This window comes from Xanthomonas sp. D-109 (genome assembly GCF_017746095.1).
GTDB lineage: Bacteria > Pseudomonadota > Gammaproteobacteria > Xanthomonadales > Xanthomonadaceae > Xanthomonas_A > Xanthomonas_A sacchari.
In genome coordinates, this window is sequence record NZ_JAGHWV010000001.1 from 580,226 (window position 1) to 595,913 (window position 15,688).

Here is a 15,688-nt window from a genome sequence, read left to right on the forward strand (position 1 = left end):
ATTAAATGATCCTCCTCGTCGTCCCCAGGATCAAGCGCATGCCCGCGCCTCTCGTCCAGCGCCGCCGCGCGCTGCCGTTGCTGCTGTCCGTCGTCGTGCTCGCGTTCGCCGGCTGCAAGGGCGGAGGCAAGGCGCCGGCGCCGGCAGCGAAGACGGTGGAGGTGGTGACCCTGCAGCCGCAGAGCGTGCCGTTGAGCGTGGAGCTGGCCGGGCGCACCGTCGCGTCGGAGGAATCGGAGGTGCGGCCTCAGGTCAGCGGCATCCTGCGCCAGCGGCTGTTCGAGGAGGGTGCCGTGGTGCGGGCCGGGCAGCCGTTGTTCCAGATCGAGCCGACCCTGTACCAGGCCGCGGCCAACCAGGCGCAGGCCAACCTGGCCACCGCCGAGGCCACGCTCGCCGCCGCCACGCTGCGCGCCGAGCGTTACCGCACCCTGGGCAAGACCCAACTGGCCGCGCAGCAGGACGTGGACGATGCGCAGGCCGCCTACAAGCAGGCGCTGGCCAGCCGCGACGCGCAGCGCGCGGCGCTGGATACCGCGCGCACGCAACTGCGCTTCGCCACGGTGCTGGCGCCGATCGGCGGCCGCATCGGCCGCGCGCGGGTGACCCCGGGTGCGCTGGTCACCGCCAACCAGACCGACGCCATCGCCAAGATCCAGCAACTGGATCCGATGAACGTGGACATCACCCAGTCGGGCAATCAGTTCCTGGCGCTGCGCCGGGCGATCGCCACCGGTGGCGTACAGCCGGCCAGCACACAGGTGCGGCTGACCCTGTCCGACGGCACCGAGTACCCGCTGCCGGGCACCCTGGAGTTCGCCGACATCGACGTGGAGGAGACCACCGGTGCGGTGACCCTGCGCGCGCGCTTCCCCAATCCCGATGCGCAACTGCTGCCCGGCATGTACGTGCGCGCGCTGGTCGGGCAGGGCGTGCGCCAGCAGGCCCTGCTGGTGCCGCAGTCGGCGGTGGACCGCACCCCGCGCGGCGAAGCGGTGGCCTGGGTGGTGGGCGCCGACAACGTGGTGCGCCAGCGCGAGTTCACCACGCTGCGCGCGGTCGGCGACCGCTGGCTGGTCGGCGATGGCCTCAAGCCCGGCGAGCGGGTGGTGGTGGCGGGCCGGCAAGGCCTCAGCGACGGCGCCAAGGTGACGGTGAAGACCGCCGCCACCGCCGCCGCGCCTGCCGCCGGCCAGGGCTGAGCCGGCATGCTGCCGCGTTTCTTCATCCACCGCCCGATCTTCGCCTGGGTCCTGGCGATCTGCATCATGGCCGCCGGCGCCATCGCCGTGTTCACCCTGCCGATCGAGCAGTACCCGGACATCGCGCCGCCGTCGGTCAACGTCACCGCCACCTACAACGGCGCCTCGGCGCAGACCGTGGAGGACAGCGTCACCCAGGTGATCGAACAGCAGATCAAGGGCATCGACCACCTGCTGTACTTCTCCTCGACCAGTTCCTCGTCCGGGCAGGCGCGGATCAGCATCACCTTCGACCAGGCGGCCAATCCGGACATCGCCCAGGTGCAGGTGCAGAACGCGGTCAACCAGGCGCTCAATCGCCTGCCGCAGGAAGTGCAGCAGCAGGGCGTGACCGTGGCCAAGTCGCAGGGCGACAGCCTGATGGCGGTGGCGATCTACGACCGCACCGACCGCATGGACAACGTCGACATCTCCGACTACCTGGTCAGCACCCTGCAGGATCCGATCAGCCGCATCAACGGCGTCGGCGAGATCAACGTGTTCGGCGCGCAGTACGCGATGCGGGTGTGGCTGGACCCGCACAAGCTCAATGCCTACCAACTGATGCCGGGCGACGTGCGCAGCGCGATCCTGGCGCAGAACACCCAGGTCACCGCCGGCGAGCTCGGCGCGCTGCCCACCGGCGCCGAGCAGGAACTGAACGCCACGGTCACCGCGCAGTCGCGCCTGCAGACGCCAGAGCAGTTCCGGCAGATCATCCTGGCCACGCGCGCGGACGGTTCCAGCGTGCGCCTGGGCGACGTGGCGCGGGTGGAGATCGGCGCGGAGAACTACCAGAACAACGCCACCCTCAACGGCCACCCGGCGTCGGGCTTCTCGGTGACGCTGTCGGCCGGCGCCAATGCGATCGCCACCTCCGATGCGATCCACGCCACCATCGAACGGCTCAAGCCGACCTTCCCGCCGGGCCTGGACGTGGCCTATCCGCGCGACAGCACGCCGTTCGTGCGGATCTCGATCGAGAACGTGGTGCACACCCTGGCCGAGGCGATCGTCCTGGTGGTGGTGGTGATGTTCCTGTTCCTGCAGAACTGGCGCGCCACGCTGATCCCTGCGATCACCGTGCCGGTGGTGCTGCTGGGCACCTTCGGCATCCTCGCCGCGGCCGGTTTCACCATCAACACGCTGACCCTGTTCGCGATGGTGCTGGCGATCGGCCTGCTGGTCGACGACGCCATCGTGGTGGTGGAGAACGTCGAGCGGATCATGCACGAGGAACACCTGCCGCCGCGCGAGGCCACCGAGCGCTCGATGGGCGAGATCACCGGCGCGCTGATCGGCATCACCGTGGTGCTGGGCGCGGTGTTCCTGCCGATGGCGTTCTTCGGCGGCTCCACCGGCATCATCTACCGGCAGTTCTCGATCACCATCGCCTCGGCGATGGCGCTGTCGGCGCTGGTCGCGCTGACCCTGACCCCGGCGCTGTGCGCGACCCTGCTCAAGCCGGTGGAACAGGAACGCAAGCTCGGCCGCTTCTTCCAGTGGTTCAACCGCAGCGTCGAGCGCGGCCAGCAGGCCTACCAGCGTCGCCTCGGCGGCGTGCTGCAGCGGCCGCGGCGCTGGCTGGCGCTGTATGCGCTGGTGGCGCTGGCGATGGTGGTGCTGTACATGCGCATGCCCACCGGCTTCCTGCCGGTGGAGGACCAGGGCCAGGTGCAGATCCAGTTCACCACGCCGGAAGGCACGCCGCTGGCCAAGACCCAGGCCCTTGGCGAGCGCATCAGCGACTACTTCATGACCCACGAGAAGGCCAATCTCACCGCGATCTTCATGGTGGTGGGCCGCAACAACGCCGGCACCGGGCAGAACGCCGGCCAGGCCTTCGTGGCGCTCACGCCGTGGGGCGAGCGCAACCGCGACAACACCGCACAGGCCATCATCGACCGCGCCAACGCGCATTTCCGCGGGGTCAGCGACGCCAAGATCAGCGTGCTGTCGCCGCCGGCGGTGCGCGGCCTGGGCCAGTCCAGCGGCTTCGAGCTGTGGATTCGCGACAGCGACGGCGCCGGCCGCGCGGCGCTGCTGAAGGCGCAGCAGCAGGTGCTCAAGGAGGCCGGCGACGATCCGCAACTCACTGCGGTGCGGCTCAACGGCCTGGGCGACAAGGCGCAGTTGCAGGTGGACATCGACCACGCCCAGGCCAGCGCGCTGGGGCTGGCGCAGAGCGACATCAACGCGACCCTCGCCACCGCCTGGGGCGGCAGCTACGTCAACGACTTCATCGACCGCGGCCGGGTCAAGCGCGTGTACGTGCAGGGCGATGCGCCGTACCGCGCGCTGCCGGAGGACATCGCGCAGTGGTACGTGCGCGGCAGCGGCGGGCAGATGGCGCCGTTCGCCAGTTTCGCCAGCACCCACTGGACCCGCGGCCCGCAGCTGCAGCAGCGTTTCAACGGCCTGCCGGCATCGCAGATCCAGGGCGGCGCGGCGGCCGGCAGCAGTTCCGGCGAGGCGATGCAGCGGATGCAGGCGATCGTGGCCAAGCAGGAGGGCTTCGACCTGCAGTGGAGTGGGCTGTCCTACCAGGAGCAGTTGTCCAGCAACCAGACGCTGTGGCTGTACACCGCCTCGATCCTGTTCATTTTCCTGTGCCTGGCGGCGCTGTACGAGAGCTGGTCGATCCCGGTGGCGGTGCTGCTGGTGATCCCGCTGGGCGTGGTCGGCACGGTGCTGGCGACCACGCTGGCCGGGTTCGTCAACGACATCTATTTCCAGGTCGGCCTGCTGACCACGATCGGCCTGTCGGCGAAGAACGCGATCCTGATCGTCGAGTTCGCCGAGGCGCGGCAGCGCGCGGGCATGCCCTTGCTGGAGGCGACGCTGGAAGGTGCGCGGCTGCGCCTGCGGCCGATCGTGATGACCTCGCTGGCGTTCGTGGCCGGCGTGCTGCCGCTGGCGCTGTCGACCGGCGCCGGTGCGTCCAGCCGCCGCGAGATCGGCGTGTGCGTGATCGGCGGCATGGTCACCGGCACCGCGCTGGCGGTGCTGCTGGTGCCGCTGTTCTTCGTATTGGTGCGCCGTCTGTTTCACGGTCCGGCGCGGCAGGACGCGAGCGCTGCGGCGGCGTAAGCCGTAGACCGACGAGGCGGCCCCGCGACGCGGTGCCGCCTTGCGACTAGACTTTGCGGTTCCCCACGCCATACGACCGAGCGATGAACGATTCCTCCTGTTGCGGCGCGCCCAGCGACGCACCGGCCCACTGGTCCGGCCGCATCCGCGACATCGCCGATTTCCCGAAGCCGGGCATCGTGTTCAAGGACATCACCCCGCTGCTGGCCGACGGGCCGGATTTCGCCTCTGCCGTGGATGCGCTGGCCCAGCCCTGGCGCGGCACCCCGCTGGACGCGGTGCTGGGCATCGAGGCGCGCGGCTTCATCCTCGGCGCGCCGCTGGCGCACGAACTGCGGACCGGGTTCGTGCCGGTGCGCAAGCCCGGCAAGCTGCCTGCGCAGACCCTGGCCCAGGATTACGGACTGGAGTACGGACGCGACCGCATCGAGATCCATGCCGATGCGCTGCAGCCGGGCATGCGCGTGCTGCTGGTCGACGACGTGCTGGCCACCGGCGGCACCCTGCTGGCGGCGCTGGCGCTGGCGCAGCGGATGGGCGCCGAGGTGGTCGCGGCGACGGTGCTGGTGGAACTGGCCGGACTCGGTGCGCGGGCGCGCTGGCCGGCGGAGATTCCGCTCACCGCGCCGCTGCGTTACTGACGCCGACGCCGCGCATGGGTGGGCGCGGCCGGGATCGGTCGCGCTCGCGACGGGCGGTTCAATGCGGGTAGACCACGGCCTCCAGCGCCGGGTCGGCATGCGCGGCGGCGTGGCTCAGCTGGCCATCGAACGGACCGACCTTGCAGATCCGTCCATCGTCGGCGAACACCAGTTGCAGTCCGTGTTCCGTTTCCCAGTCGCAGTTGCATTCCAGGCTGATGCGCAGGCGGCCATCGCGGTAGCGGCGTAGATACGCCTCGCTGCCGAACTGCACATGCGCCCACACCTCGGCGGGGCCGGCGATGTCCGGCGAAGGCCATCCGTATTTGGCGCACAGCGCCTGCGTGTGCCGGTAGTAGGCGAACACGTGCGGCGCTGCCGCGGCGAAGACCGCGGCATCGAGTTGCAGGAAGGTCTCGATGGCGGGCGCTGCGTCGACCGGAACGTCGCCAGCCTCGCAGCCCACCAGCACGAAGCAGCAGCTGCCGCGCATCCACGGGACCGGCACCGCCTCGCTCCACAGGTTGCCGTCCTCGTCCGGCTGCAGCGACGCCAGGACCTGCTGCGCCGCACTCACAGCTTGGCGACCCGGAAGCGGCGGCCCTTGATCTTGCCGGCCTGCAGCTGCGCCAGCGCCTTGCCGGCGTGGACGCGGGCGATGGCGACGTAGGAGCGGGTGGGGTAGATGGCGATCTTGCCGATCGCCGCGCCGGACAGCCCGGCATCGCCGGTCAGCGCGCCGAGGATGTCGCCGGGACGCAGCTTGTCGGTCTTGCCGCCGTCGATGCGCAGGGTGACCATCGCCGCCTGCGGCAACTGCGCCGGCCGCGCGGTGGCCAGTGGTGCGCGCGACCAGCGCAGCGGCTGGCCCTGTTCGGTTTCCAGCGCCTGCGCGCGCGCGGTCTCGCGCGGCGCCACCAGGCTCAGGGCCAGGCCATGCTTGCCGGCGCGCGCGGTGCGGCCGATGCGGTGGCGGTAGGTCTCGGTGTCGGTCGGCAGTTCGTAGTTGATCACCGCCGCCAGGTCTTCCACGTCCAGCCCGCGCGCGGCCACGTCGCTGGCGACCAGCACGTTGCAACTGCGGTTGACGAAGCGCACCAGCACCTCGTCGCGGTCGCGCTGTTCCATGTCGCCATGCAGCGCCAGCGCGGAGAAGCCGAACTGCTGCAACGACCCGGCGACCTCGTCGACCTCCTTGCGCGTATTGCAGAACACCACGCTGGACTCGGGGGTGAAGCGCAGCAGCAGGCCGGCCACCGCCTTCTGCCGATACGTGGGGTCGACCTCGAAGAACTGCTGGTCGATCTCCGGCGCGCTGTCGGCGCCCTCGACGGTGATCTCCGCCGGTTCCTTGAGCAGGTCGCGCGCCAATGCGCGGATTTCCTCGGGGAAGGTGGCCGAGAACAGCAGGCTCTGCCGATGCTTGTCGCAGCGGCTGGCGATCTCGCGGATCGGCTCCTCGAAGCCCATGTCGAGCATGCGGTCGGCCTCGTCCAGCACCAGCGTGCGCACGCCGCCAAGGTGCAGCGCGCGCTTGCGCGCCAGTTCCTGGATGCGGCCGGGCGTGCCGACCACCACCTGCGGGTCGTGTGCCTCCAGCGAGGCCAGTTGCGGCGCCAGCGGCATGCCGCCGGTCAGCACCACCAGTTTCATGTTGGGAATGCCGGTGGCCAGCTTGCGCAACTGCTTGCCGACCTGGTCGGCCAGTTCGCGGGTCGGGCACAGCACCAGCGCCTGCGCGCGGCTCAGCGCCGGATCCAGCTTGTGCAGCAGGCCCAGGCCGAACGCCGCGGTCTTGCCGCTGCCGGTGGGCGCCTGCACGATGACGTCCTGGCCGGCCAGGATCGGCGGCAGGCTTTGCGCCTGCACCGGGGTCATGCGGGTGTAGCCGAGCGCGTCGATGCCGGGCGCGAGCGCCGGGGAGAGGGAAAGGGTGGCGAAATCGGTCATGCGGCATTTTAGCCGGTGAGAGGCCGGGATTCGGGATTGGGGATTCGGGATTGGGTGGTCCGGCGAGCGCTGGGCGTCTCGCGATGCCCGTTGGCGTCGTAGGGACGGCGTCAGCCGCGACGGGTTTACCTCCGAAACTCGGAGGGTAGGTCGAGTTGCAAACCCAGGGAAACGGCCTCTGCATCGGTTCGACAGGCGGGTGTCCGCTCAGCCCACCGTGGTCAGCCAATCGGCAATGGCGTGCGCGCTCGCAGCAGGGTCGGTCTGCAGCAGCAGGTGCGGGCCGGGCAACTCGATGCAGCGGGCGCCCGCAATGCCGGCGAGGATCGTGGCACCGGCCGTGCGATGCATCAGCCGGTCGTGGCTGGCGCGCAGGTACAGCGTCGGCACGGCGATGTCGGCCAGACGGGGGCTGACATCCACGCGCAGGGCGCTGGCCGCGCGGTCGCGCAGCACCGCAGGGGCGATGCCGCGCAGCGTGCGTGCCAGTTGCGTCTCCAGCACCGGCGTGGACCAGCGGCCGAGCAGCGACCAGCGCAATGCGGCGGTGGGCAGGCGATGTGCCGGTGCGAAGCGCGTCAGCGTCGCGAACGGTGCCAGTGCCGGGACCGGGTGACGGGCAAAGGTGGTGGACAGGACCAGGCCAGCCAGCCCAGCGGGGCGTTGCGCCGCGAGCGACACGGCGACGGGGCCGGAGAACGATTCGCCGAGCAGGACGAAGCGCTGCTGCGGCAGCGATTGCCGTGCCAGGTGCTCCAGTTCCGCGTACGAGGCCAGTCGGTCGCGCGGATAGGTCACCACCGTCACCTGCGCGAAGCGCCGCCGGGCTTCGGCGACGAATTCGCCGAGCAGTTCGCTGGTGCCGTCCAGGCCCGGCAGGATGACGAGTGCCGTCATCGCAGCGTCGGGCGTGGGCAGGCGGCCGCAGCGCGGCGGCCAGGGCATGAGGGCATCGCGAACAAACGGCAAGATCCAGGTGTGGGGTGGGCGCGGCAGTCGGCGTCGGCGCAGGGCGCATCCACGTACAATAGCGCGATGCCTCTTATCACTCTGCAGAACCTCGACTACAGCGTCGGCGGACCCTTGTTGCTGGAAAAGACCGACCTGTCGATCGAGCCGGGCGAGCGGATCGCCCTGATCGGCCGCAACGGCGCCGGCAAATCCACCCTGATGAAACTGATCGCCGGCGAGCTCAAGCCCGACGACGGCGAGGTCCGCGTGCAGCAGGGCGTGCGCATCGCCCGGCTGGAACAGGAGGTGCCGCACGGCGCCGCCGGCAGCGTGTTCGACGTGGTCGCCGACGGCCTGGGCGAGCTCGGCCATTGGCTGGCCGAGTTCCATCGGCTCAGCCATGCCGCCGAGTTCGACGGCGATGCGCTGGGCGCGGTGCAGTCCAAGATCGATGGCGCCAATGGCTGGGCGCTGGACCAGCGGGTCAACGAGACCCTGACCCGCCTGGAGCTGGACGGCGACGCCGAGTTCGCGCGGCTGTCCGGCGGCATGAAGCGCCGCGTGTTGCTGGCGCGCGCGCTGGTCTCGGCGCCGGACCTGTTGTTGCTGGACGAACCGACCAACCACCTCGACATCGAGGCCATCGACTGGCTGGAAGGCTTCCTCAAGGGCTGGAACGGCAGCGTAGTGTTCGTGACCCACGACCGGCGTTTCCTGCGTGCCCTGGCCACGCGCATCGTCGAGATCGACCGCGGCCAGGTCAGCAGTTGGCCGGGCGACTGGGCCAACTACGAGCGCCGCCGCGAGGAGCGGCTCAATGCGCAGGCGCAGGAGAACGCGCGCTTCGACAAGCTGCTGGCGCAGGAAGAAGTGTGGATCCGCCAGGGTATCAAGGCCCGGCGCACCCGCGACGAGGGCCGGGTGCGGCGGCTGGAAGCGATGCGCCGCGAGCGCACCCAGCGCCGCGAACTCGGCGGCAACGTGCGCATGGAGGCCGCGCAAGGCGAGTCCTCCGGCAAGAAGGTGATCGAGGCCAAGGACCTGAGCTTCGCCTTCGGCACGCGCAGCATGGTGCGCGATTTCTCCACCACCATCCTGCGCGGCGACCGGATCGGCCTGATCGGCCCCAACGGCAGCGGCAAGACCACGCTGCTGAAGCTGCTGCTGGGCGAACTGACCCCGGACCACGGCGAAGTGCGCGCCGGCACCAATCTGCAGGTGGCGTATTTCGACCAGTACCGCGCCACCCTGCGCGAGGACTGGAGCGCGATCGAGAACGTGGCCGAGGGCCGCGACTTCATCGAGGTCAACGGCAAGCGCAAGCACGTGCATGCCTACCTGCAGGATTTCCTGTTCACCCCGGAGCGCGCCCGCGCGCCGATCACCCGCCTGTCCGGCGGCGAGCGCAACCGCCTGCTGCTGGCGCGGCTGTTCGCGCAGCCGTCCAACCTGCTGGTGATGGACGAACCGACCAACGACCTGGACGTGGAAACCCTGGAGCTGCTGGAAGAATTGCTCGGCGACTACAGCGGCACCTTGTTGCTGGTCAGCCACGACCGCGACTTCATCGACAACGTGGTGACCTCGACCATGGTCATGGAAGGCGACGGCCGCATCGGCGAATACGTCGGCGGCTACAGCGACTGGGTGCGGCAGCGTCCGGTGGCGCCGGCCAGCGCGATGGCGGTGGCCAAGGCCTCGGCCACCGCCGCGGCGACCACGCCGGTGACGGCGACTGCAGCGGCCTCCGCGCCGGCGCCGGCCAAGCGCAAGCTCAGCTACAAGGACGCGCGCGAACTGGAACAGTTACCGGCGCGGATCGAAACGCTGGAACAGCAGGTCGCGGCGCTGACCGAGGCGATGACCGACGCGGCCTTCTATCAGCGCGACGCGGCCGCGGTGAACGCGCACACGCAGGCGCTGAGCCAGGCGCAGGCGGACCTGGATGCGGCGTATGCGCGGTGGAGCGAGCTGGACGGCTGAAGAGCCGGGGCTCGGACAAACACCCTGGGCCTGCAGCGGCAACGACCACGGCGGCCGCTTTGCCGAGATCAAAGACCTGATGCGTGGACGTTGGCGGGTATCGCGTCGGGGCTGAAGCCCCTCCCACAGGGGCGCGTGCGGCGGCGCTGTTGTGCGAGCGGTTCGACGCAGCGCGGTCAGGTCAATCCTGCTCGGCAGGCGCTTCCGCTTCCTCGCTGCCGCCCACGAACGCGACGAAGCTGAGGCCCTCCTGCGCCCACTCGCGGGCGACGTCGTCGAGGATTTCCAGCAGCACGTCGAAGGCCGGCTGCGCCACCATCTGCAACTGCCCGGCGTCCTCCAGCAGCAGCGCGTAGCCGCGCGGCGAGGGCAGCCAGGACAGGTCGCGCAGGCCGTCGGTGAGCGCGTCCCAGTTGCGGCCGAAGCCGGGCGGGAAGTCCAGTTGCGCGGCCAGGCGCATCAGCAGCATGGCCTTGCCGGTGCAGCCGTGCAGGTCGATCCGGCACAGCCGCAGGCCGGCGTCGCGGGCCAGGGCGGCGACACTGTCCAGGTCGCGGTTGGCGACGCGGTAGACGCCGGAGGCGGCCGGCTCGGCCAGATTCAGCGCGAACGGGAAGCCGCTCATGGCGTCGGCCTCGCGCTGCCGACCTGGAAGCTGCGGAAGCTGGCGTAGTGGTCGTCGCTGTAGTACCAGACCTGCGGCGGGGTGCCGCCGGTGATGATGCGGCGCGCGCCGCGATGCGACAGGCCTGGGGTATCGACGGTGTATTCGCGGTAGTAGCCGCGCGGCTGTGCCGGCAGCCGGTTCTCGCGGTTGCCGAACACGCTGCCGTCCTGGCGGTGCGGGAACGGGCCGCCGCGCAGGATCAGCGCCACCGTGGCGCGCGCTTCGGGCGGCAGGAACGCGGGAAGGTCCGGCGTTGCCGCGTCGGCGGCGGGCGTTGCCTTGCCGGGCGCTGTGTAAGGCGCCTGTGCGGCCGCGTCGAGCGAGGGCGCGAACTGCTGGTGCGGCGGATGCTGCAGCCCGCGGATGCCCCACAGCCCGCCCACCAGCAACACGATGGCGGCGATCAATAGCACGGGCTTGCGCATGGGCTCTCCTGCAGGAACGGCGGCGGCGCGCAGCGAGGCGCCCTCGCGCACAGTATGGGCCGGCCTGCCTGTTCCCGCTCTAAACGCCGCCGGTCACGCCGGTGACCCAGGCGATTCACACGCGACTAACCGGGGCGTGGGGCATGGTAGGCGCCTATTCGCAGGCCGGCCGGCACCGCCGCCGCGGGATGGGACGATGTTTCCCCAGCCGCGCCCTTGGTAAGGTCGCCGACCGTCCCTACCATTGCTCACGCAACGCTCGTCCTTTCGACGGCGAAAGTCCAGGAGAACCGCATGGCCTACACCCTCCCCAAGTTGCCCTACGCCTACGACGCGCTGGAACCGCACATCGATGCGCAGACGATGGAGATCCATCACACCAAGCATCACCAGACCTACATCAACAACGTCAACGCCGCGCTGGAAGGCACCGAGTACGCCGACCTGCCGATCGAGGCGCTGGTGTCCAAGCTGAAGTCGCTGCCGGAGAACCTGCAGGGTCCGGTGCGCAACAACGGTGGTGGCCATGCCAACCACTCGCTGTTCTGGACGGTGATGGCGCCCAATGCCGGCGGCACCCCCGGTGGCGACGTCGGCAAGGCGATCGACGCCGAACTGGGCGGCTTCGACAAGTTCAAGGACGCCTTCACCAAGGCTGCGCTGACCCGTTTCGGCAGCGGCTGGGCCTGGCTGAGCGTCACCCCGGACAAGAAGCTGGTGGTCGAGAGCACCGCCAACCAGGACAGCCCGCTGTTCGAGGGCAACACCCCGATCCTGGGTCTGGACGTGTGGGAACACGCCTACTACCTGAAGTACCAGAACCGCCGTCCGGACTACATCGGCGCGTTCTTCAACGTGGTCGACTGGAAGGAAGTGGAGCGCCGCTACCACGCCGCGATCGGCTGATCGCGCGCGCGCCAGCGCTGCCACAGCAAAAGGCCGGGTTCGCCCGGCCTTTTTGTGCGCGTGCCGCACCGAAGCGCTGGAGGTGCAGGCGCGGCGTGGCTGCGAGGTGAGGCGAGGAGGGAAAGGCGGCACGTTGCGATCGCGCGTGCGCAACTTGCCTGGCGGCGATGGCGGTCTGCGCCCGGTGGGGCGCCGATTGCGCCGCTGCGTCGCCAGGGCACCTCATGACCTGGGGGTGCCACGCGCAAGAGCGGCTGCAGCCGCGACCAGGCGTTCCGTGGAAGGCCGTCGCGGCCGAAACCACTCCTGCAGAGGACGGGGTGCGCGACGAGCGTAGGCGACTGGAGCTTGCCGATAGTTCCCGGCCGCTAGCATGCCGATGCCATCCCCATGCGCTGCATCGCACGGCAGCGATCGCACCGCGCGCAAACGCGCCGAGCCTGCGGCCCGCTACGGCACCGGTGGCAGCGATGTCGGCAGCGGGTCGAGCGGCTGCAGTGCCATCAGCAGGCCGCGCGTGCCGGCCGCCGGTCGGTCCGGTGCCGGCGCGAACAGGCGTGCGCCGCGCAGCGGGCGGAAGTGGCCGCGTTCGAAGAACACGTGGTCGGCGGCCGCCGCAGTGCTGGGTGCACGCACGTCGATGCGGTTGCGCGCCGCGTCGCCGCGCACGCTGCCGTCCTCGAAGCGGACCGCCAGCGGCGCCAGCTCGGGTGCGCGCGCCGCGGCGAAGAAGCCCCCCGCCAGCAGCGACGGCGCGCCCTCGGCGGTGGCATCGATCCACGCCATCAGGTCCTCGGCCTGTTCGCGGCGGCTGGCGCCACCGTCGCGCGCGGCGTGCAGGCGGGTGAAGTACAGGTTCACCGGCTGCCCGTGCAGATCCACCCGCACCAGGCCGGCCACGCTGTAGTCCTCCAGCGGATGCAGCAGGGTCTCGGCTTCCTCCAGCACCGGCAGGCGGGTCAGCAGCGCGTTGCCGCGGCGTTGCGGCCGGCTCGGCGGATCGGGGCTGATGAAATGGCAGTGGTAGCCCAGGCGCGCGGCCAGCCATTGCGCCTGGTTCGGGATCTCCGGCGTCTGCAGCACCTCCTGCAGCGCGATGGCGTCGGGATGCAGGCGTTGCAGGGCCACGACGATATGCTCGCGGCGCGCGCTCCAGTCGTCGCCGTCCTGCGACGCGTGCGGATCGCCGGCCAGCGTGAGGGTGACCACGGTGAGCGGGCTGTCCGCGGGCGCTGCGATCGTCGGCACTGCGTCGGTCATCGCCTGCGCGTGCGCCAACGTCACGACGGCCAGCAACAGCCAGCCGGTGCGATGCCATCGGAAGACGCGCAGGTTCATGCGGACGATGCTACGGCGCGGGGCCTCAGAGGGGCGTATACAGTCGGCGGCGCTGCGGCGTCCGCCACACAATCGATGTTACGCAAGTGACAACGGCGACCATCGCCCCGCCTCCAACGCATACGGGCGCGGAGGCGGGGCCGGGCCGCGGCGCGCACGCCGCGGCCCTCGCTCAGGGCTGCAGCACGCCGTCCTTCAGGTGCAGCGGCGCGCGCGCCTCCACCTGCGTCGCCGAACGGCCCAGCAGCAGCTCGTAGTCGCCGGCGGCGATGTGCCAGTGGCGCTTCTTCGGATCGTAATCGGCCAGGGTCTTGGGCTCGGCGACGATGCTGACGTGGCGGCTCTCGCCCGGCTTGAGCATCACCTTGTCCCAGCCGACCAGGCGGATCGGGGTGTGGTGGCCCTGCGGCAGGCGCAGGTACAGCTGCGGCACGTCGGCGCCTTCGCGGTCGCCGGTGTTGCGCACGTCGAAGCTGGCGACGACACGGTGACCATCGGCCTGCACCTTGAAGTTGCTGTAGGCGAACGTGGTGTAGGACAGGCCGTAGCCGAACGGATACACCGGCTCCAGGCCGCGCGCGGCGAACCAGCGATAGCCGACGTTGGCGCCTTCGATGCTGTAGTCGACGTTGCTGCCGGCCGGTTGCGCCGGCTTGAAGCCCAGGCCGGGAATCGACGGCCGCGGCAGTTGCGACACGTCGCGCAGCCAGGTCACCGGCAGGCGGCCGGACGGATTGACCTCGCCCAGCAGCAGCCGCGCCAGGCCTTCGCCACCGCGGATGCCCGGGTACCAGGCTTCCAGCACCGCCGGCACCTGCTGCAGCCACGGCATCGCGACCGGACCGTTGGTCTCCAGCACCACCACCGTCTTCGGATTGGCCTTGGCCACGCCGGCGATCAGCGCGTCCTGCCTGTCGGGCAAGGCGATGTCCGGCAGGTCCACCGACTCGGCCGACCACTGCGTGGCGAACACGATGGCCACGTCGGCCTCGCGCGCGAGCTTGGCCGCCGCCGCCGGGTCGTCGCCGCTGGCGTAGTCGATCTGCGCGTCGGGCAGGGCCTTGCGCAGCGCCTGCAGCGGCGAGGACGGATGGAACATCACCGGGCCGGGCCAGGTGGTCGGGGCAATGCCGGGCACGGCGTTGCCGCCGTTGACGGTGATGCCGACCATCGACGAACCGCCGCCGCCGATCACGCCCTTGTCGGCATGGCCGCCGATCACCGCGATGCGGCGCACGGTGCGCGACAGCGGCAGCAGCTTGCCCTCGTTGCGCAACAGCACCGTGCCTTCCTCGACCACGCGCTGCGCGGCCAGGCCGCCGGCCGCGTCGTCGATCGGCTGGTGCTGCGGCGGGTTGTCGAAGCTGCCGGTGGCGAAGAACGCGCGCAGGATGCGCTTGACCATGTCGTCCAGGCGCGCCTGCGGCACGGTGCCGGCGGCCACCGCCATGCGCAGCGGCTGGTCGAAGTACACCGCCTTGTCGAACACTTCGCCGGCCGACTGCTGGTCCAGGCCGGCCAGCGCGGCCTTGGAGCCGCTGTGCACGCCGCCCCAGTCGGACATCACGTAGCCGGGGAATTTCCATTCCTGCTTCAGCACCTGGTTGAGCAGGTAGTCGTTCTCGCAGCCGTACACGCCGTTGATGCGGTTGTAGGAGCACATCACCGAGCCGGGCTGGCCGATCTTCAGCGCCAGCTCGAAGGCCAGCAGGTCCGACTCGTGCATGGCCTGCTCGCCGATGTCGGCGCTGTGGGTGTTGCGCCCGGTCTCCAGGTCGTTCATCGCGAAGTGCTTCATGGTCGAGACCACGTGCTGGCTCTGCACGCCGCGGATCGATTCGCCGACCATCGTGCCGGCCAGCAGCGGATCCTCGCCGGCGTACTCGAAGTTGCGGCCGTTGCGCGGGTCGCGCTGCAGGTTGACGCTGCCGGCCAGCAGCACGTTGAAGCCCTGCTGCCAGGACTCGCGGCCCATGGTCGCGCCGCCGGCGAAGGCCAGTGCGCGGTTCCAGGTGGCGGCGGTGGCCGGGCCGGAGGGCATCGCGGTGGCGTGGTCGCCGGGGCGGATGTTGCCGGGGTTGGTCACGCCGAGGCCGGCATCGGCCAGTTGCTGCGACGGGATGCCCAGGCGTTCGATCGCCGGCACGTAGCCGGCCGAGCCGAGCGCGCCAGCCGGCCGCGGGCCGCCGTCCTTGCCCAGGCCGAAGTAGCTGTGCAGCATCTGGAACTTCTCGTCCGGGGTCATCGCCTGTACCAGCAGCGCGGCGCGCCGGTCCGGCGACAGGCTGCGGTCGTTCCACGGGCGCTGCGCGGCGGCGCTGGCATTCGGCACGGAGGCTGCGCTCCCGGCCGTCGCCGGCGGTGCGGCGGTGGCGGGCGCGGCCAGCGCCAGGGTCAGGGTCAGGCAAAGGGATCCTGTAAACGTTTTCATATCGGGGCGTACAGCCTCTTCAGCAGATAAAGGGAAGGCGCATCGGGGGGAGTCGGGGGGAGGGC

At 70.6% G+C, this 15,688-nt stretch carries 12 protein-coding genes; 5 read left to right on the forward strand and 7 right to left on the reverse strand.

Going from position 1 to position 15,688, the window contains the following annotated elements:
* Positions 1-38: 38 nt before the first annotated feature.
* The 3 genes from J7357_RS02435 (at position 39) to J7357_RS02445 (ending at position 4,972) form a co-directional block, all read left to right on the forward strand.
* Positions 39-1,202 carry an efflux RND transporter periplasmic adaptor subunit gene (locus J7357_RS02435; protein WP_209244621.1) on the forward strand — a complete coding sequence of 388 codons (1,164 nt, stop codon included), beginning with the start codon at positions 39-41 and terminating at the stop codon, positions 1,200-1,202.
* A gap of 6 nt (positions 1,203-1,208) precedes the next feature.
* Entirely contained in the window at positions 1,209-4,331 is a 3,123-nt protein-coding gene (locus tag J7357_RS02440; RefSeq protein WP_209244623.1) for an efflux RND transporter permease subunit, read from the forward strand.
* 83 nt (positions 4,332-4,414) lie between these two features.
* Entirely contained in the window at positions 4,415-4,972 is a 558-nt protein-coding gene (locus tag J7357_RS02445; protein ID WP_209244625.1) for an adenine phosphoribosyltransferase, read from the forward strand.
* Between the two features lie 58 nt (positions 4,973-5,030).
* On the opposite strand, the gene J7357_RS02450 is transcribed toward J7357_RS02445, so the two are convergent.
* From J7357_RS02450 to J7357_RS02460, 3 genes are all read right to left on the reverse strand, one after another.
* Positions 5,031-5,549 (reverse strand): hypothetical protein, encoded by a 519-nt coding sequence (locus J7357_RS02450; protein WP_209244627.1) that lies wholly within the window; start codon positions 5,547-5,549, stop codon positions 5,031-5,033.
* Positions 5,546-6,922: an ATP-dependent RNA helicase DbpA gene (gene dbpA, locus J7357_RS02455; protein WP_209244629.1), complete on the reverse strand. Its 1,377-nt coding sequence runs from the start codon at positions 6,920-6,922 to the stop codon at positions 5,546-5,548. Before dbpA ends, J7357_RS02450 begins: the two co-directional genes overlap by 4 nt.
* Positions 6,923-7,129: 207 nt before the next feature.
* Positions 7,130-7,819 carry an alpha/beta hydrolase gene (locus tag J7357_RS02460; protein WP_209244631.1) on the reverse strand — a complete coding sequence of 230 codons (690 nt, stop codon included), beginning with the start codon at positions 7,817-7,819 and terminating at the stop codon, positions 7,130-7,132.
* Between the two features lie 138 nt (positions 7,820-7,957).
* Between J7357_RS02460 and J7357_RS02465 the strand changes: the two genes are divergently transcribed.
* A complete protein-coding gene (locus J7357_RS02465; protein ID WP_209244633.1) occupies positions 7,958-9,856 on the forward strand; it encodes an ATP-binding cassette domain-containing protein in 1,899 nt (632 codons plus the stop codon).
* Between the two features lie 181 nt (positions 9,857-10,037).
* Here the strand turns inward: J7357_RS02465 and J7357_RS02470 are convergent, their stop codons facing one another.
* On the reverse strand, positions 10,038-10,481 hold the full coding sequence (locus J7357_RS02470; protein WP_209244635.1) for a barstar family protein: 444 nt from the start codon (positions 10,479-10,481) through the stop codon (positions 10,038-10,040).
* Positions 10,478-10,948 carry a ribonuclease domain-containing protein gene (locus J7357_RS02475; protein WP_209244637.1) on the reverse strand — a complete coding sequence of 157 codons (471 nt, stop codon included), beginning with the start codon at positions 10,946-10,948 and terminating at the stop codon, positions 10,478-10,480. Before J7357_RS02475 ends, J7357_RS02470 begins: the two co-directional genes overlap by 4 nt.
* Positions 10,949-11,242: 294 nt before the next feature.
* On the opposite strand from J7357_RS02475, the gene J7357_RS02480 reads away from it, so the two are divergent.
* Positions 11,243-11,854 carry a superoxide dismutase gene (locus J7357_RS02480; protein WP_019801885.1) on the forward strand — a complete coding sequence of 204 codons (612 nt, stop codon included), beginning with the start codon at positions 11,243-11,245 and terminating at the stop codon, positions 11,852-11,854.
* Positions 11,855-12,304: 450 nt separating this feature from the next.
* On the opposite strand, the gene J7357_RS02485 is transcribed toward J7357_RS02480, so the two are convergent.
* Together J7357_RS02485 and J7357_RS02490 are read right to left on the reverse strand one after the other, a co-directional pair.
* A complete protein-coding gene (locus J7357_RS02485) occupies positions 12,305-13,192 on the reverse strand; it encodes an endonuclease/exonuclease/phosphatase family protein (RefSeq protein ID WP_209244638.1) in 888 nt (295 codons plus the stop codon).
* A 172-nt stretch (positions 13,193-13,364) separates the two neighbouring features.
* The gene (locus tag J7357_RS02490) at positions 13,365-15,623 is read right to left on the reverse strand and encodes a glycoside hydrolase family 3 C-terminal domain-containing protein (RefSeq protein ID WP_209244640.1); all 2,259 of its coding nucleotides are present in this window, start codon (positions 15,621-15,623) and stop codon (positions 13,365-13,367) included.
* Positions 15,624-15,688 lie beyond the last annotated feature (65 nt).

Excerpts from the sequence above, each read along its gene's own strand:
- J7357_RS02485 (WP_209244638.1), bottom strand. The coding sequence starts at position 13,192 with ATGAACCTGCGCGTCTTCCGATGGCATCGCACCGGCTGGCTGTTGCTG.
- J7357_RS02435 (WP_209244621.1), top strand. The coding sequence starts at position 39 with ATGCCCGCGCCTCTCGTCCAGCGCCGCCGCGCGCTGCCGTTGCTGCTG.
- J7357_RS02470 (WP_209244635.1), bottom strand. The coding sequence starts at position 10,481 with ATGAGCGGCTTCCCGTTCGCGCTGAATCTGGCCGAGCCGGCCGCCTCC.
- J7357_RS02490 (WP_209244640.1), bottom strand. The coding sequence starts at position 15,623 with ATGAAAACGTTTACAGGATCCCTTTGCCTGACCCTGACCCTGGCGCTG.
- J7357_RS02460 (WP_209244631.1), bottom strand. The coding sequence starts at position 7,819 with ATGACGGCACTCGTCATCCTGCCGGGCCTGGACGGCACCAGCGAACTG.
- J7357_RS02445 (WP_209244625.1), top strand. The coding sequence starts at position 4,415 with ATGAACGATTCCTCCTGTTGCGGCGCGCCCAGCGACGCACCGGCCCAC.
- J7357_RS02440 (WP_209244623.1), top strand. The coding sequence starts at position 1,209 with ATGCTGCCGCGTTTCTTCATCCACCGCCCGATCTTCGCCTGGGTCCTG.
- J7357_RS02465 (WP_209244633.1), top strand. The coding sequence starts at position 7,958 with ATGCCTCTTATCACTCTGCAGAACCTCGACTACAGCGTCGGCGGACCC.
- J7357_RS02480 (WP_019801885.1), top strand. The coding sequence starts at position 11,243 with ATGGCCTACACCCTCCCCAAGTTGCCCTACGCCTACGACGCGCTGGAA.
- dbpA (WP_209244629.1), bottom strand. The coding sequence starts at position 6,922 with ATGACCGATTTCGCCACCCTTTCCCTCTCCCCGGCGCTCGCGCCCGGC.
- J7357_RS02475 (WP_209244637.1), bottom strand. The coding sequence starts at position 10,948 with ATGCGCAAGCCCGTGCTATTGATCGCCGCCATCGTGTTGCTGGTGGGC.